The following is a 24863-nucleotide window of genomic DNA, read 5'->3' on the forward strand; positions in this document are numbered from 1 at the left end:
TTTCTGATGGAAGAACATCAATGACATTTAGTTATCATTTTGGGTGTTCTTATATTCTGTCTCCGTTCCAAATAGAATTTTTTACCACGACATAATTAACACGTGTCAAACTTTTAAGATCACGTCCGCCAGCATAAGAAATTGAACTCTGCAAATCTTGTTCCATTTCGGCTAAGGTATCTTTGAGATAGCCCTTAGTTGGAAGGAGAATTTTCTTACCCTCAATGTTTTTGCGCTCACCCTTTTGGTATTCCGAAGCCGACCCATAATATTCTTTGAACGTTTCTCCGTCCACTTCTACCAATTTCCCGGGACTTTCGATATGACCGGCAAACAGCGATCCGATCATAACCATTGTTGCTCCGAAGCGAATTGACTTAGCGATATCACCATGCGTGCGGATTCCACCATCAGCTATAATAGGCTTACGAGCAGCTTTTGCGCACCAACGAAGGGCGGCCAACTGCCAGCCACCTGTTCCAAATCCCGTTTTAACTTTTGTAATACAGACCTTTCCAGGACCAATACCAACTTTAGTAGCATCGGCACCAGCATTTTCCAATTCACGCACAGCTTCAGGAGTACCAACATTCCCTGCGATAACAAACGTATCCGGTAATTCAGTCTTGATGTGCCGAATCATCCTAATCACACTGTCAGCATGACCGTGGGCAATATCAATAGTAATGAACTCAGGGACATTATCTTTCAAACTTGTCACGAAATCATACTCAGAATCCTTAACCCCAATTGATATTGAGGCGATGAGGCCTTGCTCATGCATGCGTGCGATAAAAGGTTTACGTGACGCTTCATCAAAACGATGCATAATATAGAAATACCCTTCTTTAGCTAGCAATTCAGCAACGTCCGCATCAATAATTGTTTGCATATTCGCGGGAACGACCGGTAATTTAAAACTATAACGACCTAAAGTTACTGCTGTATCAACCTCCGACCGGCTATCAATAGTACACTTATTGGGAATCAGCTGAATGTCTTCATAATCAAAAACTGGGAAATCATTAAGCATAAAAAATCCTCTTTCAGCCATGAACACTGATAGAGGATTTTCTGTGTATCAGAAAAGTCATCTTCAGCCTCTGGCATTAATATGATGACCTTCCTATAACTCTGAAAACTAGCACTGTTATCAGAGCATCGCTAGGTAAATTCTTACCTTTCCGCGATTATATTATAATAATATATTGATTTTGTCCAAAAAGATAACTATATTAAAATATAATGTTCGGTTTTTACACTTTACAATCCATTTTATACCAAAATGCAAAGCAATAAGACAGCTGTCACTAATGATTTATAGAGAAATTTACTTAATTAAAAGAATTGCTCCATCAACACGCATCGTAAGTTCGCTTTAAAAATTGAAAAGCCCCTTTTCTATTGTAGTGGCCTTATTAAAACTTGTCAGCTCTTATCTGCGACAAGAACACTTGGCGTGGTGTAGTCTTTAAAAGGCATGTTCTACAAATAGGACAAGTTTTCGAAGACATACCAATTTGAAATGAACAAACAAGGCCTTATATAACATATTTATCTATAAACTCACCGATCAACTTATTTACAATTTCCGCTTGATCGGTATTGGAATTATGCCCGGCATGATCAATCCATTCAACAGGTTTATTAGTACATTTCTCATATTTCTTTAAACATCGTATACAAGAGCCTGCCCGATCCTCTTTCCCGCATATTATCATATGCGGACATTTTATTTCATAGGGCAAATCTTTTTCTACTGCTTTTGCTATCATTTTATAGCCATGTCCTGAAAGATGAGAATATCTTTTCTGATCTCCATCGTAAACCATCATCATGTCAAGCATCAATTTTCTTCCATATTCAGTTGTCGAAGCGCCTTTTGGTCCTGCTTTTAAAAGAGCTTTCCAAGGATATATTTTATAAATCGGCTCCACTATTTTTAATAGCCATAATTCTATAGCTGTATAGTATTTTCTTTGAAGAGGCGGGGTATCAATCATAACAAGTCCCTTAAGCTTATCCGGGAACAGCTCCGCATAAACCTGACCTAAATAGCCTCCCATTGACTGACCGATTAAAACAGGTTTTTCAATCCCCTCTTTTATCAATATTTCATCTAACCATTTTGCCTTATCAAACAAGTCAAAATCGAGTTTAAAAGGATAGGATGAAGCATGACCCGGAGCATCCCAAACCAATAGTCTGAACTTATCCTTAAAATAATTTATCTGCTTCTCAAATAATCTATGGTCAGCAGTCAGTCCGGGTAAAAATATAAGGGCCGTTTTTTTAGTTTTATCAAAATCATTTATCCAATAATGAATTGTTCCTGATGAAGTTTCATATTTTTTTCTAAGCATCATTACCTCCTTACAAATTCAAATTTATTAGTTATTTCTATTTGATCATTATATGTTTTTCTATTTCCTTCTTTTTTACGATTGCCCAGCGAGAGATCTTCAATTTTCTTCTCCAGTGGTACCTCTAAAAGCCGACAAAGCTTGTCCGCTTCTTGCGAACAGTCTTTTTTTCTAGATTTAACCGCAAAAGCAATGACATCTTTGACTTTCATATTAGGATAAAACATGGCTTCTGACGGCATATAACCGATATGTTTGAGATTTTTTACAAAGTCCCATATTTACCGCCAAAGAGCGTCATCTCGCCGCCGCTTGGCTTAATCAGTCCCAGCAAACAGCGAATAGTCGTTGACTTGCCGGCACCATTGGAACCCAGAAAACCAAAGATTTCCCTCTTCTCAACAGACAGCTAAACATCTTCTGCACCCATGCGTCTGCTATAGTATTTGCGCAAATGCTTGATATCAATAACAGCTTCTATATGATTACTTCCTTTCCTTAAATAGAAGTGTTCAAGAATTCCAATAATAGTTGATTATACTTATCAGGCTTGAGCATATTAGACGGATCAAAGGAATCTTCAATAACTTTAATTTGGCTGGATGGCATAACTTGATGAATTCTCTTCATATAGTCGATCAAAAGATTATAACGGCCCCCCACCAACAACAAGATAGGTATTTTTAACTGACCAATCTTCTCAGTATAATTAATTTGGTTAATAGCCCTGCGCTGTAAAACCACTTCCCGACTGCGTAGGTTTCCCATAATGGTCTCCATATAACTTTGTGCTTCTGGAAATCCCTTATACTGTGATTTTACCGACCATTTAAGAAGACCGCGACAATAATAGAGCCATAAACTAGCACTTATAGCCATTTTATTAAGAAATTCCTTGATGTTATGAATAGTCGTATCAGAAAATGTATCAGTTAAAACCAATCCTTTAACATAATTTGGATAGTTGACTGCAATATGCTGACAGACAATCCCACCATATGACGTTCCACAAAATACTGCCTCTTTAATGTTAAGTTCATCCAGTAAAGCGATCACAGCAGCAGCCTGCTTTTCAATCACTTGCTTAACAGGGACTTTTAAAATAGAGGATTTTCCGTTTCCCAATAAATCAGGGCAAATTACTCTATATTGATGCTGAAAAGCTAGAATTTGCTGTAAAAACATTCGTCCATCGCAGCCAAGACCATGTAAAAAAACTAGGGCGATACCTTCCCCAGTATCACTGTAATACATCTCGTCATTATTTAATTTCATTAATTTTATCTCTGACATAATATTCCACTTGTCACTTTCTTTGATTCTTATAATCATCCAACAATTTATTTAGCTTCTTGCTGTCAATGTTACGCTTGATTTTGTTGGCAATAAAAATAGTCAAGTATTCCAGCATCACATAGATGACAAAACAAGCAGCTGCTAGAAGATTGCCATCAAACCAGCTCAGCCATTGCCCAACAAGGCCATAGAGGCAGGAACAAACAATTAAGCCTAATAACTCTCTTCTCGCTAATCTATCGGCTTCATCAAAATTTTTAAACAGGAAAACCTGAATCTGAGTGATAACATAAGCCGCAATAACCATTTCGATTAAATAATAGATATTGGCTGTTGTTCTTCCTTGCAAAAGCTGGTAGACAGCATAGAAAAAATAAACACAAAAGCAATAGATGGCTGTCTTATATTCATTGGCAATTTCCTGACTTAAGAAACGTTCCCACCACTTAGTCTTCATCTTTAATTCCCTCCTGCAAGACCTGTCTGAGTTTATTGGCGTATTTACGTGAGATAAGGACACGTTCACCATTGTCCAGAGTGGCTTCGATTCGGCCATAAGCCTGACTTTTGAAGGACTGAATCTGGTAGATATTGACCACCATAGCCTTGGTACAGCGAAAGAAGCCCTTAAAAGCATAATTGCTGACTAAGTCTTTGAGAGTGCAGGCGACTTGGTAGACTTTTTTTTGCGTGTAGGCAAAAGTCTTACCGTCAATACTCTCAAAATACAGGATATCATCCAAGGCGAGATAGCGCTCACCTTGCTCATTTCTGCCAAGGATTTTCTCCTGCCCTTGGGTGACTAAGTTACTGATAGCCTGAATAGTCGGAGTCATTGTTCGATAACGTACGATAACTTCTTCTTGGCCATCGGAAATGTGTTCTAATCGTAACTTCACTGCTTTTCTCCTTTGCGGTCATTATAACAGAAATTTGGGAGTGCAACTCCCTCTTTTAATTAAGGTGCAAAAATCTCATTCAAGATGCAATCGTTCTTCTTTTGCCGCTGTTTTTACCGTAATGACAGCCAGAAACAGGAGCCCGCTCATTTAAAACTAGCTAGAAAAAATCACTCCTACTTATTTGTTCTACAACTGCTAGCCACTAATACTCACAGAAAAGCAAGGAACAGCCAAGGCGATGAAGTGCAGGCAGCACAAAAGGTTTGGATAGATTGTAAGGACCAAATTTAATCACTACTTTAAAGTATTTTATGGTATAATTAAGGTAGGTAAGCGCTTTCCCTATAAAAATAAATGAGCTGGAGAATTCTTTCCATTTCTGTCATTAAAAAATTATTGAATCATTTTAGTCCGTCAGAGACCTGGATAGCTGCCCTCTTGCTTAATAACCACTCCTGTCATATTAATGATGCTCCCCCAACTATTACTCTAATGACATTTAGCGAGGAAGCTATTATGAAAAAATTTTTTAAATCTAAAATTGGTCGTTTTATTCTAGGGATTTTAGGGATATCACTGATAGCTCTGCTATCTACGGTGGGCTATGCTGTCTTAGTCTCCTGGCGTGAAGACAATACGTCAGACTACTACAGGGCTCTTATTAATAAGCACGCGCCTTATACTGAAGCAGAAATTGACTATATGGCTGCCGTCCGAAAATATCAAGATCCTCTCTTCTTTATTTTTAAAGAAAATAGTTATCGCAAGGCCATGAATTCTTCCACAGGAACCTCAACTAAGGAGCAGCAACAAAGCTCCCTGATTGACTGGGCTGATACCTATCAGAAAACCAAACCGCAAGAGCTAAAGGCCAATGAGTCTTGGCTCCCAGGCACTGATGTTGCTGTCCCGATTCCTAAGCAATGGCAACAAACTTATAAAGATCGACAGGCCCCTATTGATTTTGGCGGTAAATACGGTCTGATTCTCAATAGCAAAGACAATTCGGGCGCTTTCATCTTTTTTGAAATTGCGGCTTTTGGCGGACAATATAAGACTGCAGGAGATTATGCTGCTTCAAAGGAGGCTAAGCGGTTTGCGAAAATAGATAAGTCCCAGTACGATTTTGCCCATGAACTAGAGAGACAAGAGGACATACAATTTAACAGAAATTTAGACAATGTTGGGAATGCCCTTAATCTGACGCATGGAACTATTACTTATGATTCTCTGACACTTCGTGGCCGAACTGTCTATATCTACCAGCAAACGATGTCTTATGCTGACGGTGATGTTATTGAGGCTATCTATCTCTTTAAAGTAGGCTACAATATTGTCACTGCTAATGTCTACTATCCTGCAAAAGATAAGGATAAATTTGAAAATGCTATAGAAAAGTCTATCGCCCAAGCTCATACTTTTAAATTAGACTATATGAGAAAAAACGAACCGAGTCACCACGGTATTACCAAACAAGAAGAAAGGGAAAAGCAAAGCCAAAAATAATGAAGGCCTTTGTCCCATTTCGTTAATGATTCTCTCTCTTTCCTTATTGACCATATCACAGATGGTATAGAGACAGCATTTTGAAAAGCCAGACGGAATTTCTAATGCCGCAGTGATCATCCTTCCTTAGTCTCTTATTTATCGCAAAAATCTCTGGACAGCTTGCACTCCTATAAGTATTGATATTACCAATGCTCATAGGAGTTTTTATCGAGCAGTCTTAAAAAAGAAAATAGATCGAAGAATTGTGTCCAAAACGGACTTTTCTCTTCAATCTATTTTTTAAGATCTCTCCAGTTTCTTTATTAGCATATTACCGTAGGCTCTTTCTCAGATTCGAATTGACCTTTGTCAACAGTAAGCTCTAGGAAAATGGATTGGTAATATAGTCATCACTACCATTTATAACGCTCTTATCTGGTCGTATTCTTTTGTTCCGGCAGATATAAAGATAGTTGGGACTGTAGTATTGTTCCTAATTTCAGAGCACCAGTAAAAACCATCATAATAAGGAATATAATATCCAGCAAAATAAGGTCCGGCTGCTGAGCATCAATAAATTGGTCAATAGACCTAAAAACCTCATAGAGAACTATTTCAAAGTCATATCTTATTAAGTGGCCTTGGACAAAATTGACCAAATCTAAACATCTTCAACGATACCTATTGTAATGGTCATCACAAACTCTTATTTTAATGAAAAGTAGACTAACAGGAGAAAAACTACCGAAATCACAATCAATATTCCCTTTATCTTATTCAAAATGGCAAGGTATTCTCGCAAAAAGGCGCTGGGAATATAGTAACCGGCCGTTTTAGCTCCAACCCCCTCACCATCCATGTGGAGCCGTCTAGCGTACAGGGTCGCACGAAAGACATGGTAGTTATTACTGACAAAGAGGTATTTAGGATTTTCCTTTTGCCCTCTTGTAAGTTCTTGCGAAAATTTTAAATTTTCATAAGTTGAAGTCGATTGCTCTTCTAATATGATACGGTCTTCTTTAATCCCTTTCGCTATTAGATAATCAGCAATTGCTCTCGCCTCAGAAATTATTTCATCACGTCCTTGTCCCCCGCTGGCAATGATGCGAACATCGTCCTTGGTCGCTGCACGATAAGCCCCTATTGCTTTATCTATCCTTGAAGCCAATAATGGAGGAACCTTATCCCCCTCTATCAAGCCCGACCCATGAATAATGATATAATCGTAATCTTTATTCTTAGGTAAAGTCAAATACAAAATAGAGTAAGCCAAGAAAGCAAAAAAGATAAAGAGAAAAACAATAAAGAAGAAACTAAGGATAATATAACTATATTGAGCAATATAGCCCTGCATACTATTTTGAACATAGAGCCTAAACCAATAGCGCACATATAAGATCGTCATCGCTAAATAAAATAAAATCCCTATTCCAAAGAAAATAGACAAACTATTGGCTAGGCTTTTGCGCTCTTTTCTCAAAATAAGGATACCATTGATAATCATGTAAGTCGCAAATATCATCAAACTGACTGGGATAAAGCCATATACAAACAAGATAAAAAGGCCATGAATCGTTTCCCACTGGCGTTCGTAGGCAAAATAAGCAAAACTGAGAAATAACAAGCCTAATGAAAATAAAAACAAGAAGGCATTTGATAACTTTCGCCGATCTATTTTAAACGAAATGATAAACCAAATGACAACAACTGCAGTCAGCGCATACAAGGTCATAGTTTCCCCTTATCTTTTTCTTGCATAAAATTGAATATGTATAACTACTAAAAGAATTATACCATAAACGCCTGATGGTTATTACAAAAATCAGAGTTCCTAACCATCATGTTTTAGAGTAACTATCAGGACACATTAAGATAATAATAGTCTTTGAACATCGAAACGATAGACGCTGTCATGCAATTCGCCTACGATGCTGTAAATTTAAAGGGAAGTACAGAAAAATTGATGCTCGAAAAGCCAATTTCGTAGTAGCCCCTCTGCAAAGTTGATTAAGGTTGGACGCTATCACAAAGTGATAGGTACTGCCAATTGACCACTGTAACTCACTTTTCCTGAGTCTTTAGTAACTCTATTACGTTAAGTTCCTTAAATAACACACAGACCTCTAAAGATTTCCTCAACCTTTGGATCACTCAATGGCCTAGTTTGCACCTGTCTATGTTTCTGTGAAAATTGATAAGCTTTCTCAGGACTTGCTATCCCTCGCCAAATGGCCTAATTTTCTGCTCGTTTTCTTAGTATCCTTTGTACCCGAATTTTAGCTTCCCTTTAAAATACAATACATGAACTTGAGCAAGAAAAAGGCTCGGAAAAAGATATTCCGAGCCTAATCTATTGAAAAATATCGATCGTGCATTAGATCACAGTGAGATCTTTGCCATACGTGTTGGACTAAACAATCCCTTGAGCAGACATTGCTTCAGCGACTTTGAGGAAGCCAGCGATATTAGCACCAACAACGAGATTGCCTTCATGACCGAATTCTTTAGCTGCTGCTGCTGAATTTTCGTAGATACCTTTCATGATGTCATAGAGTTTAGAGTCAACTTCTTCAAATGACCATGATGTCCGTTGGCTATTTTGTGCCATTTCAAGTGCTGATACAGCAACACCACCAGCATTGGCAGCCTTAGCAGGGCCAAAGGCTACACCTGCTTTAAGGAAGACATCAATAGCGCCAAGCGTTGACGGCATATTTGCCCCTTCAGAAACGGCGATAACACCATTCTTCACAAGCGTTTCAGCGTCTGTCTCACTCAATTCATTTTGAGTAGCACATGGGAAGGCCAAATCCGCTTTTATAGACCAAACAGTCTTGTCACCACCAGCTGGTGTGAACGTGGCATTTGGACGAGCATCAGCGTATTTAACGATACGTTCACGCTTAACTTCCTTGATTTCTTTCAAGAGAGCCACATCAATACCATCCGGATCATAGACGAAACCTGATGAGTCAGAAACAGTCACAGCCTTAGCACCGAGAGCTTCCAATTTTTCACAGGCGTAAATAGCAACATTACCGGCACCTGAGACAAGAGCTTTTTTACCCTTGAAGGTTTCACCGCGATCCTTGAGCATTTGTTCAGCAAAGTAAACAGCTCCATAACCAGTTGCTTCTGTACGAGCGAGTGATCCACCCCATTGCAGGCCTTTACCAGTAAGAACGCCAGTATATTCATTGCGAAGGCGCTTGTATTGACCGTAGAGGTAGCCAATTTCACGTCCACCAACACCGATATCACCGGCAGGAACATCAGTATCTGCACCGATGTGTTTGCTCAATTCAGTCATGAAGCTTTGACAGAAGCGCATGATTTCATTGTCAGACTTACCTTTAGGATCAAAATTTGATCCCCCCTTACCGCCTCCGATAGGCTGACCAGTTAGCGAATTTTTAAAGATTTGTTCAAATCCGAGGAACTTGATAATGGATTGGTTCACCGATGGATGGAAACGCAAGCCGCCCTTATAAGGACCAATGGCAGATGAGAATTGCACGCGGAAACCACGGTTTACTTGAACCTTTCCTTGGTCATCAACCCATGGGACACGGAAAGACACGATACGTTCAGGTTCAACCAAACGTTCTAAAAGGTTTTCTTCAATATATTTAGGATACTTATCAAAGACAGGCACCAAAGATTGGAAAACTTCTTCTACCGCTTGCAAGAATTCCGGCTCATGGCTATTTTGCTTTTTTACCTTTTCGAAGACACTATCAACGTACTGCTTACCTGTTGTCATAATTATAAATCCTCCAATACGATTTAATTCGTAAATCTATTTACGTGTGCTATTATACAAATTTTCAGAATATTTTGTCAAGGCCTTTGTGCAATTTTTTTAATTTTTTTCGATTTTTATGTTAGATTTTATAACACGACTCTCAGGCTGCTCCCCTTCTTATCTGGTGGAAAATTAAATCTCAAAAGGGATGATCACTATCTCTAAGTGACTTCTAGCTAAATTTCAAGGAAATCCTTTTTATATCTGATGAATTATAGAGGAGCATTCAAAACGATGCAAAGTTTTGATACTTTAAAATACTTAAAAACGATCTCTCGCCCCATCATATAAATCTTGTAAGATGTCAATCAGCACCTTGACACTAGTGATACGATTATCCTCATGTGTCACTAAGACAAAGTCAAACTGCTCTGGACAATCAAATGGTACCCAAGCAAACTGTCCCGAGTAATCATTGAGGAAACCTGGCGAGAGGCAAATGGCTTTGCCACTTGCGACTTGGATCAGAGTAAAATCATGCGTCGGACTGTTATAGTAATGAATAGGAACACTTGATAAGACGCGCTGCTGGACTTGGCGAAGTTTTGACGATGAACCTCCGTTTACCAGCAAAGTACGGTGGGCCAAGTCATCAGCTGTGATGATTTCTTTCTGAGCGAGCAGATCTGAATTTTGGCACAAGAGATAGATGTGACTTATAAAAAGTGGATGAAGGCTGACGCCAGCTAACTTTTCAGCCTCTTCCCTTGGCAGCAAAATCATGTCCAGCTCTCTGCGCATGAAGGAACTGACGAAATCATCGGGTGACTGAATCTTTGGCACAATCTGCACCGATGGTTGTTTTTTCTCAAAGATTTTGATAGCCTCAGGCAGATAATAGAGGGATGTTCGGGTTGAAAATCCAATTTTAATCGAATCCTTGTAGCGTTCCCCCATATTTTGTGCCTGCTCAATGGCAAACTGCAGCTCCCTCGAAATGCGCTGCAGCGACACAACCAATTCTTCTCCAGCAGGCGTCAGACGAATGCTTTTTCCAATACGATCAAAAATTGCAAAGCCGACTTCTTCTTCAATAACCTTGATTTGGTAGGATAAGGATGGCTGAGAAATGTAGAGATTTTCAGCAGCACGGCTCAAATTCAGGGTTTTAGCCGTTTCAATCAGGTAAGTCATTTGTTTGGTATTCATAATTAAAATAGGCTATTAAGCGAACGTGGCTAAGATAGAAAACTAACCGAAGATACTTGCATCTCAGTGATAAATAACTTTTAACTCACTTCACACACAGCCTGTGTTTAGCTCCTTTCTTTTCCTTATAAAATAATTTTATTAATAATCAAAAATAAGTATTGGATAATTTGATTATAAGGGTTTATACTGAATTCATCAACCAAAAGGAGGTAATGCTTGTGACAGATGATGAAATCTTGAAAAATCTTTACCGCCAAATCAATCAAGCTATGGTGACCAAGGATATTAATATGCTTGAAAAGCTGTTGGAACCAGGTACCTTACTGATTCACATGACAGGTTATCGTCAGCCGGTGAGCGAGTGGCTGGACCAGATCGCTTCAGGGGAGATGACCTACTACTCCTGGCAGGAGGAGGCCATTAAGGGGGTGACTGTCGGGGAAAACAGCGCCAGTCTCATCGGGCAAAGCCGTATCAAAGCGCGGGTTTGGGGCATAGGGCCTTCAATCTGGCGTTTGCAAACCAAAATGTATTTTGAAAAAGTGAACGGTCAGTGGAAAATTACCAAGCAAGTGGCTAGCACCTATTGAGAAAGGATTTTTTACTCTAGCACTCTTAAGTTACTAAGTATTATAATGACTGGAGCAGAAATTTACCGGCTGGGCGTGTAAAATTGATTAAAACTATAGGATAAGGAAGGAATGAATTATAAATATGAAAAAATCAAAGGATATTGTAGTCCTGCTAGGTACAGGAGCTATTGGACTTGAAATTGTGCGCCGCATCGCAACCAGCAAAACACTTATTTTAGGAGATATCAATCAAACAAATCTTGAGAATGCCAAGGAAGATTTGGAGAATGCTGGCTTCACCGTCGAAACAGTCATTGTTGACGCAGGTGAATGCGCCTCTATCCAAGCCTTTGCCGATAAGGCCAAACAACTAGGCGATATCAACTACTACGTCCATACAGCGGGACTTTCACCAAATCAAGCTACTTTTGCGGATGTCCTTCGGGTGGATCTGGTTGGGACAGCTATCGCTCTAGAAATTTTCGGAAAAATCATAGCACCTGGTGGTTCTGGTCTTGTCATTTCAAGTATGGCTGGACACATGTTTACGGACTTTGTGACAGTTGAACAACGTCAAGCCTTGATGACAGCACCAGCAGATGATTTAGGCAAATTGGATTTTATTCAAGAAGATATGCCTGGAGGTGCCTATGGTATCTCCAAGCAGGGCAATATTCTGAGGGTTCAGGCAGAAAGTCTAAATTGGGCAGAGCGCGGAGCTCGACTCAATAGTATCAGCCCTGGTATCATCATTACACCTTTGGCACGTCACGAACTGAAAGCAAATCCGACTGGTTACCAATCTTTGATTGATAATTCGGCCACTAAACGTGTTGGAACAACAGCTGAAGTTGCCACTGCGAGTGCCTATTTACTTAGCGAGGAGGCTAGCTTCATTACAGGAACAGACCTTCTTATTGACGGTGGGGTCATCGCTGCCATGAAGAATGGCCGTATGGGATAGAAAGAGGATATCAAATGACACAAGTAACAATCATCGGCGCAACAGGGTCACTCGGCCGTGCCACAACAAAAATATTATTAGATGAGACAGATGCGGAGCTAACCTTGTTTTCTCGGTCGGCCAATAAACTGCCAGATAGCGCTCGTACGATAAAAATCGCAGCCAGTGTCTTTGATAAAGCTGCCTTAGAACAAGCCCTTACTGGCAGTGATCTCGTTTTCGTTGCTTTATCAGGCGATCTGCCAAGAATGGTAACAGCCATCATCAATGCCATGCAGGCAACACAGACCAAGCGCATTATTTTTATTTCATCTTATGGCATTTATGGTGAATTACCTGGTCAAAATGGCCAAGTTGCAGGAATTCTAAGACCTTATCGACAGGCTGCTGATATTTTGGAAAACTCAGGCCTTGATATCACAATTTTACGACCAGGTTGGCTTGACAATTCAAGCGACCGCTCTTATGATTTAATTCCCAAAGGTGATATCATTTATGCCAACAATATTTCGCGGCTGGCTATCGCTGATTTTGTAAAGGAAGTCGCACTGGAACCAAGCAGATTTGTCAATACAAACTTTGGCATTGTACGCGATTAGCGTACATTACTTGTTTAGTAATAGCTTATATTATTTAGTTAGCTTTTGGCAAATTTTGAAAAAAATAAAACTAGAAGCAGCCAATTCACTCTTATCATTAGCCTTTGTTACCAAGTGCATAACACTTAGCTAACAGATATCTGGCTGTATCTTGTTAATTGAACGCGCCTACGACTCTGTGAAATTAGACTCGCTTTCCTAGGATCTTTAGTGTTTCCTCGTCAGGTTTCCTAAATTTCTTTGAGTCGCTTAACGGCTTTATATCTTGTTAAAAAGGAGAAAAACCATGGTACAAACATTTACACTTAACGACGGCAATACTATCCCCGCAGTTGGTTTCGGGGTCTTCCGCATCCCTGCGGACGGCTCGACTTATACGGCAGTCAAAGAAGCTCTCGCGGTGGGCTATCGCCACATCGACACCGCACAGGCTTACATGAATGAAAAAGAAGTTGGCCAAGCTATTGCGGACTCTGGCATTCCGCGCGAAGAAATCTTCGTGACTACCAAGCTCTGGCTGCAGGATTACGCCTATGATTTAGCCGTCAAAGGCTTAAATACTTCGTTAGAAAAGCTTAATTTAGACTACATCGATTTGGTCCTGCTTCATCAGCCTTACGGAGAGGTCTTAGATGGCTGGCGTGCCTTGGAGAATTTTCAGGCTGCTGGCAAAATCAAATCTATCGGTGTCTCTAATATGACACCTAAACTATGGAAAGAGTATGTGCCACAGTTTAAAACTAGGCCTGCTGTCAACCAAGTTGAAATGCACCCCTATGCCCAACAAAAAGAATTGCGAGAACTGCTAGCTAAAGATAATGTCCTCATCGAGGCTTGGGGACCACTTGGTCAGGGGAATAAGGAGCTGCTGTCTGATCCAGTCATCAAAAAGCTGGCTGAAAAATACGGTAAAGATGTCGGACAAATTATCCTTCGCTTTGAGAACCAAGAAGGTATCCTTGTCTTGCCAAAATCAACTAAACCAGCTCGTATCAAATCGAATCTTGATATTTTCGAATTTGAATTGACAAGCCAAGAAATGGAAGAACTGCGCGCTCTTGATAAAAATCAACCTGCTCACAACCCAGACGCACCGGGCGTTGGTGATTGGCTACTCAACAATTATGACATTCATGCTAATGAGTAACAACATAGAAACTTGCCACGAATGTATTAGGCTGTGTACTCGAAGGCTTATTATTTTGACTTTCAAAGAGTATAAACTACTAGATCTTCTGAGAAAAGGACATAGCGATGGTCTCGAACTATTGCCATGTCCCTATTTTTATTAATAATGATGGGTTCTCTTTGCTTTTCTTTTATTGCTAAACTATAATAGGGATAAACATAGAAGTGAGGTCTACTTATGAAATGGTTTCCTTTAATCGGAGGAGTGTTTTCAATCCTGTACGCTGTCTTTCTCTTTGCTAATCCACTAACAAGCGTGGCTACGATTGCCTGGATCATCGCCTTGATTATCTTTGTGACTGGAATTGCTAGTTTTTTGGAATATTTGAACAGTCCCCAATACCGTAGCATTTGGCAGCTCATTCAAAGTCTGCTTTCTGTCGTCTTTGGCTTTGTACTTCTGAGCAGCTCTGTCTTTTCCTTGACTAAAGCCTTTATGACCATCATTGCTTACTGGGTCTTGCTATCTGGACTGCTGCGCCTAGTCACTGGCGTTCAGCTACGTCGGGCTGGCTATCCGAGATACTCCATCAATCTCTCCTCGGCTGTTCTTACTATCCTATTTGGCCTTATTCTACTGGGCAGCCCCCTGTTTTCGGCCAGTATTATTGGCATTATGGTCGCTTCCTTCTTCTTGATGATTGGCATTGCCCTTCTCTCGCTCTACTTTAGGATTCGCTGAACTGTAAACTATTAAATAACAACAAAAGATCCGAAAAATTTCGGACCTTTTTAATTATGTGACTTTTAGTCCGTCTCGCACCTTGCGGTGCGAGACAAATCATAAAATATTTTCAAAAATTTGGTCAATGGTCAATCCATCCTTTTAATATCCAAATCCAATCTGGCTAATCATAATAAGAAATATTAGCTTCATAACTACAAAGTATTCTCAGCCTTGTAAAATATAAAAATTCAAAAAAGATCGGTAGTGCGAAACACATACTATAAAAAGCCGCTGATGAAATGGCCTGGAGTTCCTGTGTCAAAGCTTCAGAAGTCATAAAGTCTCTTTGTCTAGCAGAAAGGTGTATAACTTCTTGACCTTTATCTTTCAAAATCATCATGCACTTCTCTCCCCTCCTTACATTCTTATCATAGCAATTTTCTTCTAGACATTTGCGAGTGATTTATTTGTTTGGCATCCAAAGCCGCAAAGCGAACTGACAATCGCATAATAAATGGAAACTAGAAGTCTTTATCAGCCACCAGCTAAGCTGGTGGTTTTCTTGTTTTTCTCTTTGAGAAAAACTAGCTTCAAGCCATAATGAAAAATCCTGCATCATGGCCGATGCAGGATTGACAAATGATTAACACTTCAATTGTTTGGCTATCTGTCAAACCGAGGAAAGTAGGCTGTATTATAGGATTTTCCTATTCTTATCACCCTTTTGCTTTTCTAATTCAGTATATTTCCTGATAAAGTCTGCTTTAGCCTCCGTATAACTATTACGGTCGTGTTCGAATTTTTTCCAGAGAGAAAGTTTCAACTCTTCATAAGCTTTAGCCGTTTTCGGATGTTTAATCAGATAGTCTCTAAAATAGAGTTCATCACAATCTCCCAAAAGTCGCAGATGCAGATGAAAAACTCTTGGAGCAAAACCACTTGTTGTGTAACCTTTCTTAAGCGATATGCGAGTTTCAGTCTTGCTCATAAAAAGCCAACCGTTAGCCAGCAGGATGGTCTTAATCTCTTGAAGACTTTGTCTGTTATCAGCTTCCAGTAAAATATCCACAATGTTTTTAGCCCAAATCTTGGGAATAGCGGTGCTGCCAATATGATGAACGCTGACAGAAAATTTATCCGCAAGTAAGTCCAAAATACTCTTTTTCTCCTCTTCATACCAATTTGTCCAGTCATCATTGTGGGCTACCAAAAAGATAGGAAAAAGCTGCCGAAGTTCTTCTGAGCTCATATCTTCTAATCCATTCATTGTTAACTCCTTTGTTTAAAATAGACTTTCCGTGCTTTTTTCATTCTCGATACGCTTCTCCCATAAATACTTTCATTCAAAAGGGCAAAAGAGGTTAGCCTGCAGTGAAGGAATTGATAGCACTGTTTTAAGACTGGCTGAATTGACTCATATAAAGATCATGATAGAAGCCCTTATCAGCCAAGAGCCTGTCGTGAGTGCCCTGCTCAATAATTTGACCGTCCTTGAGAACCAGAATCTTATCAGCTTCTTGAATGGTTGATAAGCGATGGGCAATGACGAAGCTTGTCCGTCCCTCCATAAGTCGACTCATGGCTTTTTGAATCAAGAGTTCTAAACGGGTATCAACCGAGGAAGTCGCCTCATCCAAAATCAGAATCTTTGGATCGGCCAAAAGAGCCCTAGCGATGGTTAAGAGCTGCTTCTGCCCCAGAGAAACATTGCTGGATTCTTGGTTCGTTTCCATATTGTAACCGCCTGGCAGGGTTCGAATAAAGTGGTCAACATTAGCCGCCTTGGCTGCTGCGATAATTTCCTCATCTGTCGCATCTAACTTAGCAAAGCGTAAGTTTTCCTTGATGGTTCCTTCATAAAGCCAAGCATCTTGGAGCACCATACCGAACTGTTGACGGTACTCCTGCCGAGATAGATGGCGAATATCGTGGCCATCTACTGTAATAGCGCCCTTGGTCACATCATAAAAGCGCATAAGCAGGTTGATTAGGGTTGTTTTGCCTGCTCCAGTCGGCCCAACAATAGCAATCATCTGACCAGGCTGAACATCCAAATTAAAGTCCTTAATCAATGGCTTTCCTTCTGCGTATTGGAAATCTACATGCCTGAAGGACACCTGACCGGTTAAATCATGGGAGAGGTGCTCGGTGACATCAGCTACTTCATTCTCTTCATCCAGAACAGCAAAAATCCGTTCTAGAGATGAGCGGGCTGATTGGAGCATAGAAGCTAATTGAGTCAATGTTTGAATGGGCTGCCCAATTTGCCAGAGGTATTGGACAAAAGCTTGAAGATTACCAATGGTCAATTTTCCGGCGATAACCTTGAGGCCGCCCCAGACAGCAATAATCAAATAGGAAGTATCTGAGATGGCATTGAGGATAGGCATCATGATACCTGAAATAAAGCTGGCCTTGAAACCAACCTCCTGCAACTCGTCGAGAATACCGTCGAATTCCTGCGCAGAAGCCTCTTCTCGGCCGTAGAGCTTGATAACATTAAAACCCGTCAGATTTTCTTGAACAAAACCATTCATATCTCCTAAAACATCAGCCTGACGTTTGAAATAGGGCTGGGATTTTTTCAGAAGATAAGACGCTGAGAAATAAGTGATGGGAATCGTTGCAATAACGAAAAGGCCTAATTGGATATTGAGGTAGAGAACCATAGCGATGACCATGGCTAGAGTTAGAACTGCATTGATAATCTGCAAGAAGGATTGCTGCAGGGCGTTAGAAACAGTTTCAACATCGCTGGTAAAGCGCCCCAGCATATCCCCAAACTTGTGCTTATCAAAATAAGATACAGGAATCTTATTGATTTTATGACTGAGATCATGACGCAAATCGTGGATAGAGCGTTGCACCGTTCTGGTCATGAAATAATTAGAACCATAACTACCAATTTCAGATAAAAGACCACGAATAGCATAAACAATAATGAGAAAGAGAATTTTCTTCCCATCAATAGCTCGACCGGATAAAAGGCTAGAGGTCAGTTCTGTCACCATGAGACCCAAAACAAAGGGTTCAACAACACTGGCCACTGCTCCCACAATTTTAAGAAAGATTGCCAGATAGAGGGTGCTCTGATAATGTTTTAAATAGGACCACAAGCGTAAAAAGACATTTTTTGACATAAGCCCCTCCTTTCTAGTTTTCTTCCAAGAGCTTGCCAGCATTGAGCCGGGAGTTAGCGATTTCGCGGTAGATATCATTGGTTTTCATGAGTTCTTCATGGGTACCTCTACCGACGATCTGACCTTCGTTAAGAACAATGATTTGATCTGCATCCATGATAGTTCCCACCCTCTGAGCTACAATCAAGACAGTCGCATCCTGAGTGACTTCCTTGAGCCGTTTTCGCAGCTGTGCATCAGTTTTATAATCCAAGGCTGAGAAAGAATCATCGAAGATATAAATATCAGGCTTTTTGACAACGGCTCGGGCAATGGCTAGGCGCTGCTTTTGACCACCAGAAAGATTGCTGCCGCCTTCGGCTAGATGGGTGGCGTACCCTTCTTCACGACTGTCGATAAATTCCTTGGCTTGGGCTACTGAGGCTGCCTGATCAAGCTCCTGAATGTCAGCATCACGCTTCCCATATTTGAGATTTTCTTCAATCGAACCGGTAAAAAGCAAAGCTTTCTGCGGAACAAAGCCAACCTTCTGCCGCAGGGCCCTGAGATTGTAATCACGGACATCGACACCATCAACCAAAATCTTGCCCAAGGTGACATCGTAAAAACGCGGGACCAGACTGACCAGAGAGGATTTTCCAGAACCAGTTGAGCCGATAAAGGCCGTCGTTTGCCCGGGGCCAGCCTTGAAGGAAATATCGTGGAGAACTGGACTTTCTGTTTCACCCGGATAGGCAAAGGTGACATGATCAAATTCCAGATAACCCCGACTGTCTGTTTCGGTTACCCCGTCAGGATTTTGCGAAATAGATAGGGGCATATCCATGACTTCATTGATCCGTCGACTGGAAACGACCATCCGAGGGTACATATTAAAGAGGTTGGCAAAAATTAAGAAAGAAAAGAGGGCATGAAAACTATATTCGATGAAAGCCACTAAATCTCCGATTTGCAGACTTCCCTGATGCAGAGGTTTCAAAGCAAGCCAGACAATCGCCACAATCATAGCAACAATAATCTGGATAAACAGGGGTTCAGTCAGGCCGGTCAGGGTAAAGAGTTTCGTTGAAATACCAGCATAATCCTGATTTTTTTCGTCAAAACGGTCTTCTTGGAATGACTCACGAGCAAAGGCCCGAATGACCCGCAGGCCGCTCAGATTTTCCCGAACATACTGGTTAATTTTATCTAAAGTCCTCTGCTGCCGCTCAGATAAAGGACGGGTCTTGATCGCCACATAGGCAATGGTTGCTATTAAGAAAGGCATAAAAACAGCAACTACCCAGGCCAAGGACGGGCTGGTGACTAAAATCATGACAACAGAAAAAGTCATCATAAGCGGTGTCACCACCCCCATCCGCAAACTCATTTCGGTAAACTGCATCAAAACAAAGGCATCATTAGTCATACGTGTCACCAGTGAAGAGACACCGATTTTTTCATACTCTTCGTGGGAATAGTCCTGCAGTTTGGCATACATGTCCCGACGCAAATCTCGGACCATATTCGTCGATAGCTTTCCAGTTGCATAGGCCAGTGTCACCCGGCCGATAATTCCCGAAATGACAACAGCCAGCATAATCAGGGCCCAAAAGGTCAGAGACTGCTTATCTTTGGGATTAATAGCTTGGTCAATCATCCGAGCCAAAACCGTCGGTAAGCCCAGATTGACCACTACAAATAAGAAAGCTCCGCAGAAGTCATAAACCAGCCACTTAGGATATTTTTTCAAATAAGACCAGATAAGGTTCATAGAGGGTTTGGTTTCCTTTCTTATACTCGTACTTGATTAAAATCACAATCAGAATTTTGATGCTTTCTTAGGCAGTGCAGACGCAAGCAACTTCTTTTCGGAGTTTCTAACGATCTCGCTACTTAAGAAATAAACTAGTCCTTAGCTCTCCAACTCACTCAGATATTCATAGCGCTCATATTTTTCCAGCAGGTTTTGGTTGAGCTGGTCTAGTTCTTTTTGCAGGTCGGCCAACTTGGTGAAGTCACTGCCATAATTTCCCATATCAGCTTCAACTGCCGCAATCTTATCTTCCAGACTGGCAATGTCATCTTCAATTGAAGCCCATTCCTGCTTTTCCTGCCAAGACATGCGTTTCTTGACAGACTCTTCTTTTGGAGCATCTTGGGATTCTTTTTCAGCCTTTTGACTGTCAGGGCTGGCTTGATGTCGAAGAAATTCTTGCTCATCCAGATAATCAGTATAATTGCCAAAAAACTCCCGAACCGTGTTATTTTCAAAGGCTAAGATTTTATTAGCTACCTTATCTAGGAAGTAGCGGTCGTGACTAACAGTGATAACAGCCCCGCCAAAACCTTGGAGAAAATTCTCCAAAACAGTCAGGGTTGCAATATCCAAGTCATTGGTTGGCTCATCCAGAAGTAAAACATTAGGTTTCTCAATCAAAATCTTAAGAAGGTACAGCCGCTTTTTCTCACCGCCAGATAGCTTGGCAATCCGTGTACCATGACTAGAACGCGGAAATAGGAACTGTTCCAGAAGTTCGGTAATACTGGTTGTCCCCACAGTTGTCCTGACTTCATCGGCCACCTCTTGCAAATAATTGATGACTCGCTTGCTCTCGTCCATCCCCTTAATTTGCTGGGAGAAATAACCAATTCTCACTGTCTCACCAATATCAAGCTGGCCAGAAGTCGGCCGTAAATCTCCATTAATGAGATTGAGGAGGGTCGATTTGCCAACGCCATTATCACCGACAATGCCGATTCGATCCTTGTTCTGCACCAAAAGATTAAAATCCTGCAAAATTGGCTTGTTGGGATAGGCAAAAGATACCCCCTTGAAATTGAGTACCTTCTTGCCAATTCGGCTGGTTTGGAAATTAATGGCCAATTCACCGGTCGAGGATGGCTTTTGTAATTCCCCCTTGAGCTCCTTAAAGCGATTGATTCGGGCCTGTTGCTTGGTAGCTCTGGCTTGGGGTTGGGTCCGCATCCAGGCCAATTCCTGCTTGTAGAGCTGCTGCTTCTTATGCAGATTGGCTGCTTCTCGCTCATCTGCTTCGGCCTTGAGACGGACATAATCTTGGTAGTTGCCTTGGTACTCGGTCAATCGGGCCTGCTCCAATTCAAAAATGCGTGTCGCCACACTATCTAAGAAATAGCGATCATGAGTGATAAAGAAGACGGTTTTCTTGGAGGTTTTGAGAAAATTCGTCAGCCAGGCAATGGTGTCAATGTCGAGGTGGTTGGTTGGCTCGTCCATCAGTAACAAGTCCGCATTCCCTAACAAAACCTGAGCCAGCTGCACCCTCCGTTTTAATCCTCCGGAAAGCTGGCTGACTTTTTGAGTCAATTCGGAAATGCCCAACTTAGACAGGACAGTTTTAACCTCGCTCTCAATAGTCCAAGCATCTAAACTGTCCATTTCAGCCATGATCTGATCCAGCTGGGCTTGATTGGCCTCATCATAGTGGAGCATAAGTTCCTCGTACTGGCGAATCAGCACCATTTCTTTCAAATCAGACGAGAGAACCGTATCTAACACTGTTTGGCTATCATCAAAATCTGGCTCTTGAGTCAGGTAGGCCATTTTATAATCTTTGGCCTTTAAAAAAGGAGAAACATCTCCATCAAAGCCAATCTTATCCGCCAAAACATCTAGGAGTGTTGTTTTCCCAGTCCCATTAACCCCAATCAAACCGATGCGATCCAGATCGTGAATAATAAAGGAAATATCTGAAAAAACGGTCTTATCTCCAACCGATTTGGTCAATCCTTCTACAATAAAATCGTTCATTTTTCCTCCTTAGGACTAGAAAATTCTTTTATATTACATAAATATATTTATGCTAGATAATTATGGTTAGTTATCAGTCTTGGCTCCAGCAAAGGCTAAAATAGCTTCTCGTTCATTAGCTAACTCCCCTTGAACAATAGCGGCCTCTATCTGGTTCAAAACCTGCCCCAGCGCTGGACCTGGCTGGAGTCCTAATTGAGCCATGAGGTCACCGCCGTTGACAACAATCTCTTTCTTATGATGAATGAGGAGACTAGCATCCAACTGGGCAATCAAGTCAAAATCGACCGTCAAACCTTGAGCCTGTCGTAGATTTTCAGCTAACTCTGCCAGAGGCTTACTGTAGCGATAAAGGGTTTGCTTATCGTGGACAGCCGTTAGACGATGGTCGTAAATAGCTACTAATTGTGTTACCATCTTTTGAAAGTGACTGGAGGTCTTCCACTTTTTCAAGAAAGCCTTGCAATTCTTGATTTTCAAGGCTAAGCAGAGAGCAGCCCAGGCTTGTTCGCTGGTCGCAAAGACAAAATCATCTGCATAATCTGTCAGCAAGGTCGCCAATTTGTCAGCCTTCCCTTGTAAATCAGGCAGATAGTCACAAGCCTTAGCCTGAATCAAGGCTTCCAATCCTTTTTTCCAATAAGGAGCAGTCAAGAGCTTATCAAACTCGATAAAGGACCGCTCAACCGAAATTTTTTCTAAGAGAGGAGCGTAGATCTTCATGGCCGCAAAAGTACTAGTTTCAATGGTAAAATTCAAGCTAGCCGCAAAACGAAGCCCACGCATAATTCGCAAGGCATCCTCGCTAAAACGCTCATCAGCTCTGCCAACCGCCCGCAGAACCTGGTTCTCCAAGTCGCTGAAGCCATCAAAAAGATCAACAATTTGGGCATCCTCAGCTAAAGCAAAAGCATTGACAGTAAAATCTCGTCGTTTGAGATCTTCTTCCAAGGAGCGGACGAAAGAGACGCTCTTGGGTCTGCGGTAATCAACATAAACATCTTCAGTTCTAAAGGTCGTAACCTCATACTCGCCGCCATTTTCCAAGACCAAGACTGTTCCGTGTTCAATGCCAATGTCTACCGTCCTCTCAAAGATCCTCTTGGTTTCCTGAGGATAGGAGCTGGTCGCAATATCGACATCGTGGATGGGCCGATTTAAGAGGGCATCCCGCACCGATCCTCCGACAAAATAGGCCTCATAGCCTGCTGATTTTATCTTCTCTAAGACTGGTAAAGCCTCCTGAAACTCAGAAGGCAAATTTTTTAATCTCATAGTAATTCTTCCAACCCATAAACGAGTTCCTCTCGTTTCACCACTTCTTTGATCCCTAGATTAACTCCGCTCATGAAGGAAACGCGGTCATAGGAATCGTGCCGAAGGGTCAAGCCTTGGCCTTCAGCACCAAAGATGACCTCTTGGTGAGCTATCAGACCCGGAAGGCGGACTGAATGGATGCGAAAACCATCAAACTCAGCTCCACGTGCACCAGTCAGGGTCTCCTCCTCATCCGGAGCCCCCTGTTTCTTAGGAGCACGGACCTTCTGAATTAATTCAGCAGTCTTAACGGCCGTTCCGCTAGGGGCATCTTTTTTCTTATCATGATGGAGTTCGATGATTTCTAAATCCGGGAAATACTTGGCTGCCTTAGCAGCAAACTCCATAAGAAGAATGGCTCCGATAGCAAAGTTAGGCGCAATCAGACCACCGACTTTTTGCTGACGAGAAAGTTCGATCAATTCGCTGATTTGCTCAGGTGTAAAGCCTGTTGTCCCAACAACAGGAGCAAAGCCGTTTTCTAAAGCAAAACGAGTATTTTCATAGGCAACCTTGGGCATGGTGAAATCAACCCAAACCTGAGCATCGAAGCCAACTAAGTCTTCCTTCTTGTTGAAGACCGGAATGCCATCAATCTCTTTTTCAGGAGCGAAGGGATCAAGAAGTCCCGCCAATTCCAAATCAGCATCTCCCTTGACCATATCGACAGCGGTTGAGCCCATCCGTCCCTTAAATCCTGCCACAATAACTTTAATACTCATACCTGTTTCCTCCTATAATTGACTAAGTACAGTTGACCAAGTCAGCCTTATTAAAAAATGCGGCCGCTAATCCGCCTTGGGTGTAAAACCGACCGCCACTGCCCCTTCTCCAAGGTGGGTAGAAATCACGCCACAAAAAGGAACAATATCCAAGTCACCTTTAAAGCCACTGGCCAAGAGCTGCTGACGAAAGGCTTGAGCCTTGTCTTGGGCATTGGCCTCAATAATCCAAGTCTTGTAGGCTCTTTCTTCAGCTCTCTGGTCTAAAATCGCAATTAAACGTTTGAGGGCTTTTTTCTCGGTTCTAACCTTCTCGAAAACCTCAATGACCCCATCATTGAAATACATAATGGGTTTGATATTAAGCAGATTTCCCAAAAGAGCAGCTCCATTGGAGAGGCGGCCGCCTTTTACCAAGTGATTGAGGTCATCTACCATAATATAGGCTTCAGTTCCAGCAATCATGATTTCCAACTGGCCTAAAATCTCTTCAAAGCTCAGCCCGGCTTTCGCTCCTTCTAAAGCTGAGGTCACCATATATCCCATGGGACTGCTAGTAATCTTACTATCTGGAAAGGCGATCGTCAGCTGGCTGTGTTCCTCAATCAAATACTGGATATTTTGCCAGAAGCCTGAGATACCGCTGGAAAGGAAAATCCCCAGAATATGGCTGTAACCGCCCTTTTCCAAATTGATCAAGGTCTCCTCTAAATCTGCGATACTGGGCTGACTAGTCATCGGCAGATCGAAAGCTTGCTGCATCTTGGGATAAAATTCCTCAATGGTCAGATTTTTCCCCTCGACATAGGTCTCACCACTAATCATAATGGGAATATCCAAGATATAAAGGTCGGGGTGATCCGAATAATCTTTGGGGAGGTAGACCGAGGAGTCCGTTATAACTGCTAATTTCATT

At 41.5% G+C, this 24863-nt stretch carries 22 protein-coding genes and 1 pseudogene; 6 read left to right on the forward strand and 17 right to left on the reverse strand.

Features of this window, described 5'->3' with window-relative positions:
• Window positions 1-49: 49 nt before the first annotated feature.
• The 6 genes and pseudogenes from guaC to ACFSN5_RS05430 all read right to left on the reverse strand — a co-directional run bounded on the left by guaC (window position 50) and on the right by ACFSN5_RS05430 (window position 4558).
• A complete protein-coding gene (gene guaC, locus ACFSN5_RS05405) occupies window positions 50-1033 on the reverse strand; it encodes a GMP reductase (protein ID WP_165210908.1) in 984 nt (327 codons plus the stop codon).
• Window positions 1034-1541: 508 nt separating this feature from the next.
• Complete coding sequence (locus ACFSN5_RS05410; protein WP_165211313.1) at window positions 1542-2363, reverse strand: alpha/beta fold hydrolase; 822 nt, start codon at window positions 2361-2363, stop codon at window positions 1542-1544.
• A gap of 71 nt (window positions 2364-2434) precedes the next feature.
• A pseudogene (locus ACFSN5_RS05415) lies at window positions 2435-2793 on the reverse strand (ATP-binding cassette domain-containing protein); the annotation flags it as partial.
• A gap of 68 nt (window positions 2794-2861) precedes the next feature.
• Window positions 2862-3695 (reverse strand): alpha/beta fold hydrolase, encoded by an 834-nt coding sequence (locus ACFSN5_RS05420; protein ID WP_241154196.1) that lies wholly within the window; start codon window positions 3693-3695, stop codon window positions 2862-2864.
• A complete protein-coding gene (locus tag ACFSN5_RS05425; RefSeq protein WP_165210905.1) occupies window positions 3670-4116 on the reverse strand; it encodes a DUF3021 domain-containing protein in 447 nt (148 codons plus the stop codon). The genes ACFSN5_RS05420 and ACFSN5_RS05425 overlap by 26 nt, the downstream gene beginning before the upstream one ends.
• Complete coding sequence (locus tag ACFSN5_RS05430) at window positions 4106-4558, reverse strand: LytTR family DNA-binding domain-containing protein (protein ID WP_165210902.1); 453 nt, start codon at window positions 4556-4558, stop codon at window positions 4106-4108. The genes ACFSN5_RS05425 and ACFSN5_RS05430 overlap by 11 nt, the downstream gene beginning before the upstream one ends.
• 519 nt (window positions 4559-5077) lie before the next feature.
• Between ACFSN5_RS05430 and ACFSN5_RS05435 the strand changes: the two genes are divergently transcribed.
• Complete coding sequence (locus ACFSN5_RS05435; protein ID WP_165210899.1) at window positions 5078-6067, forward strand: hypothetical protein; 990 nt, start codon at window positions 5078-5080, stop codon at window positions 6065-6067.
• Between the two features lie 688 nt (window positions 6068-6755).
• On the opposite strand, the gene ACFSN5_RS05440 is transcribed toward ACFSN5_RS05435, so the two are convergent.
• From ACFSN5_RS05440 to ACFSN5_RS05450, 3 genes are all read right to left on the reverse strand, one after another.
• A complete protein-coding gene (locus tag ACFSN5_RS05440; RefSeq protein WP_165210896.1) occupies window positions 6756-7781 on the reverse strand; it encodes a YdcF family protein in 1026 nt (341 codons plus the stop codon).
• Between the two features lie 678 nt (window positions 7782-8459).
• Window positions 8460-9812, reverse strand: coding sequence for an NADP-specific glutamate dehydrogenase (gdhA, locus tag ACFSN5_RS05445; RefSeq protein WP_165210893.1), 1353 nt, complete (start codon window positions 9810-9812; stop codon window positions 8460-8462).
• 303 nt (window positions 9813-10115) lie between these two features.
• Window positions 10116-11003 carry a LysR family transcriptional regulator gene (locus ACFSN5_RS05450; RefSeq protein ID WP_165210890.1) on the reverse strand — a complete coding sequence of 296 codons (888 nt, stop codon included), beginning with the start codon at window positions 11001-11003 and terminating at the stop codon, window positions 10116-10118.
• A 215-nt stretch (window positions 11004-11218) separates the two neighbouring features.
• On the opposite strand from ACFSN5_RS05450, the gene ACFSN5_RS05455 reads away from it, so the two are divergent.
• The 5 genes from ACFSN5_RS05455 to ACFSN5_RS05475 all read left to right on the forward strand — a co-directional run bounded on the left by ACFSN5_RS05455 (window position 11219) and on the right by ACFSN5_RS05475 (window position 15011).
• Window positions 11219-11596 (forward strand): nuclear transport factor 2 family protein, encoded by a 378-nt coding sequence (locus ACFSN5_RS05455; RefSeq protein ID WP_165210887.1) that lies wholly within the window; start codon window positions 11219-11221, stop codon window positions 11594-11596.
• 124 nt (window positions 11597-11720) lie between these two features.
• Entirely contained in the window at window positions 11721-12542 is an 822-nt protein-coding gene (locus ACFSN5_RS05460; RefSeq protein WP_165329029.1) for an SDR family oxidoreductase, read from the forward strand.
• Window positions 12543-12556: 14 nt separating this feature from the next.
• Window positions 12557-13141, forward strand: a complete 585-nt coding sequence (locus ACFSN5_RS05465; protein WP_165210881.1) for an NAD(P)H-binding protein — start codon at window positions 12557-12559, stop codon at window positions 13139-13141.
• A gap of 286 nt (window positions 13142-13427) precedes the next feature.
• Window positions 13428-14288, forward strand: a complete 861-nt coding sequence (locus tag ACFSN5_RS05470) for an aldo/keto reductase (RefSeq protein ID WP_165210878.1) — start codon at window positions 13428-13430, stop codon at window positions 14286-14288.
• 219 nt (window positions 14289-14507) lie between these two features.
• Complete coding sequence (locus ACFSN5_RS05475) at window positions 14508-15011, forward strand: HdeD family acid-resistance protein (RefSeq protein WP_165210875.1); 504 nt, start codon at window positions 14508-14510, stop codon at window positions 15009-15011.
• Window positions 15012-15177: 166 nt separating this feature from the next.
• Here the strand turns inward: ACFSN5_RS05475 and ACFSN5_RS05480 are convergent, their stop codons facing one another.
• The 8 genes from ACFSN5_RS05480 to ACFSN5_RS05515 all read right to left on the reverse strand — a co-directional run bounded on the left by ACFSN5_RS05480 (window position 15178) and on the right by ACFSN5_RS05515 (window position 24862).
• Complete coding sequence (locus ACFSN5_RS05480; RefSeq protein ID WP_165210872.1) at window positions 15178-15396, reverse strand: hypothetical protein; 219 nt, start codon at window positions 15394-15396, stop codon at window positions 15178-15180.
• Window positions 15397-15690: 294 nt separating this feature from the next.
• A complete protein-coding gene (locus ACFSN5_RS05485) occupies window positions 15691-16263 on the reverse strand; it encodes a GrpB family protein (RefSeq protein ID WP_004225287.1) in 573 nt (190 codons plus the stop codon).
• Window positions 16264-16390: 127 nt separating this feature from the next.
• Complete coding sequence (locus tag ACFSN5_RS05490; RefSeq protein ID WP_165210869.1) at window positions 16391-18136, reverse strand: ABC transporter ATP-binding protein; 1746 nt, start codon at window positions 18134-18136, stop codon at window positions 16391-16393.
• Window positions 18137-18149: 13 nt separating this feature from the next.
• Window positions 18150-19889: an ABC transporter ATP-binding protein gene (locus ACFSN5_RS05495; protein WP_165329030.1), complete on the reverse strand. Its 1740-nt coding sequence runs from the start codon at window positions 19887-19889 to the stop codon at window positions 18150-18152.
• 141 nt (window positions 19890-20030) lie between these two features.
• Window positions 20031-21908, reverse strand: coding sequence for an ABC-F family ATP-binding cassette domain-containing protein (locus tag ACFSN5_RS05500; protein WP_165210863.1), 1878 nt, complete (start codon window positions 21906-21908; stop codon window positions 20031-20033).
• A 66-nt stretch (window positions 21909-21974) separates the two neighbouring features.
• Window positions 21975-23183, reverse strand: coding sequence for a CCA tRNA nucleotidyltransferase (locus tag ACFSN5_RS05505; RefSeq protein WP_165210860.1), 1209 nt, complete (start codon window positions 23181-23183; stop codon window positions 21975-21977).
• Window positions 23180-23947 (reverse strand): 4-hydroxy-tetrahydrodipicolinate reductase, encoded by a 768-nt coding sequence (gene dapB, locus ACFSN5_RS05510; protein ID WP_004229002.1) that lies wholly within the window; start codon window positions 23945-23947, stop codon window positions 23180-23182. The genes ACFSN5_RS05505 and dapB overlap by 4 nt, the downstream gene beginning before the upstream one ends.
• Window positions 23948-24013: 66 nt before the next feature.
• Entirely contained in the window at window positions 24014-24862 is an 849-nt protein-coding gene (locus ACFSN5_RS05515) for a DegV family protein (protein ID WP_165329031.1), read from the reverse strand.
• Window position 24863 lies beyond the last annotated feature (1 nt).

It is taken from the genome of Streptococcus tangpeifui (genome assembly GCF_044503215.1).
Classification (GTDB): Bacteria; Bacillota; Bacilli; order Lactobacillales; family Streptococcaceae; genus Streptococcus; species Streptococcus tangpeifui.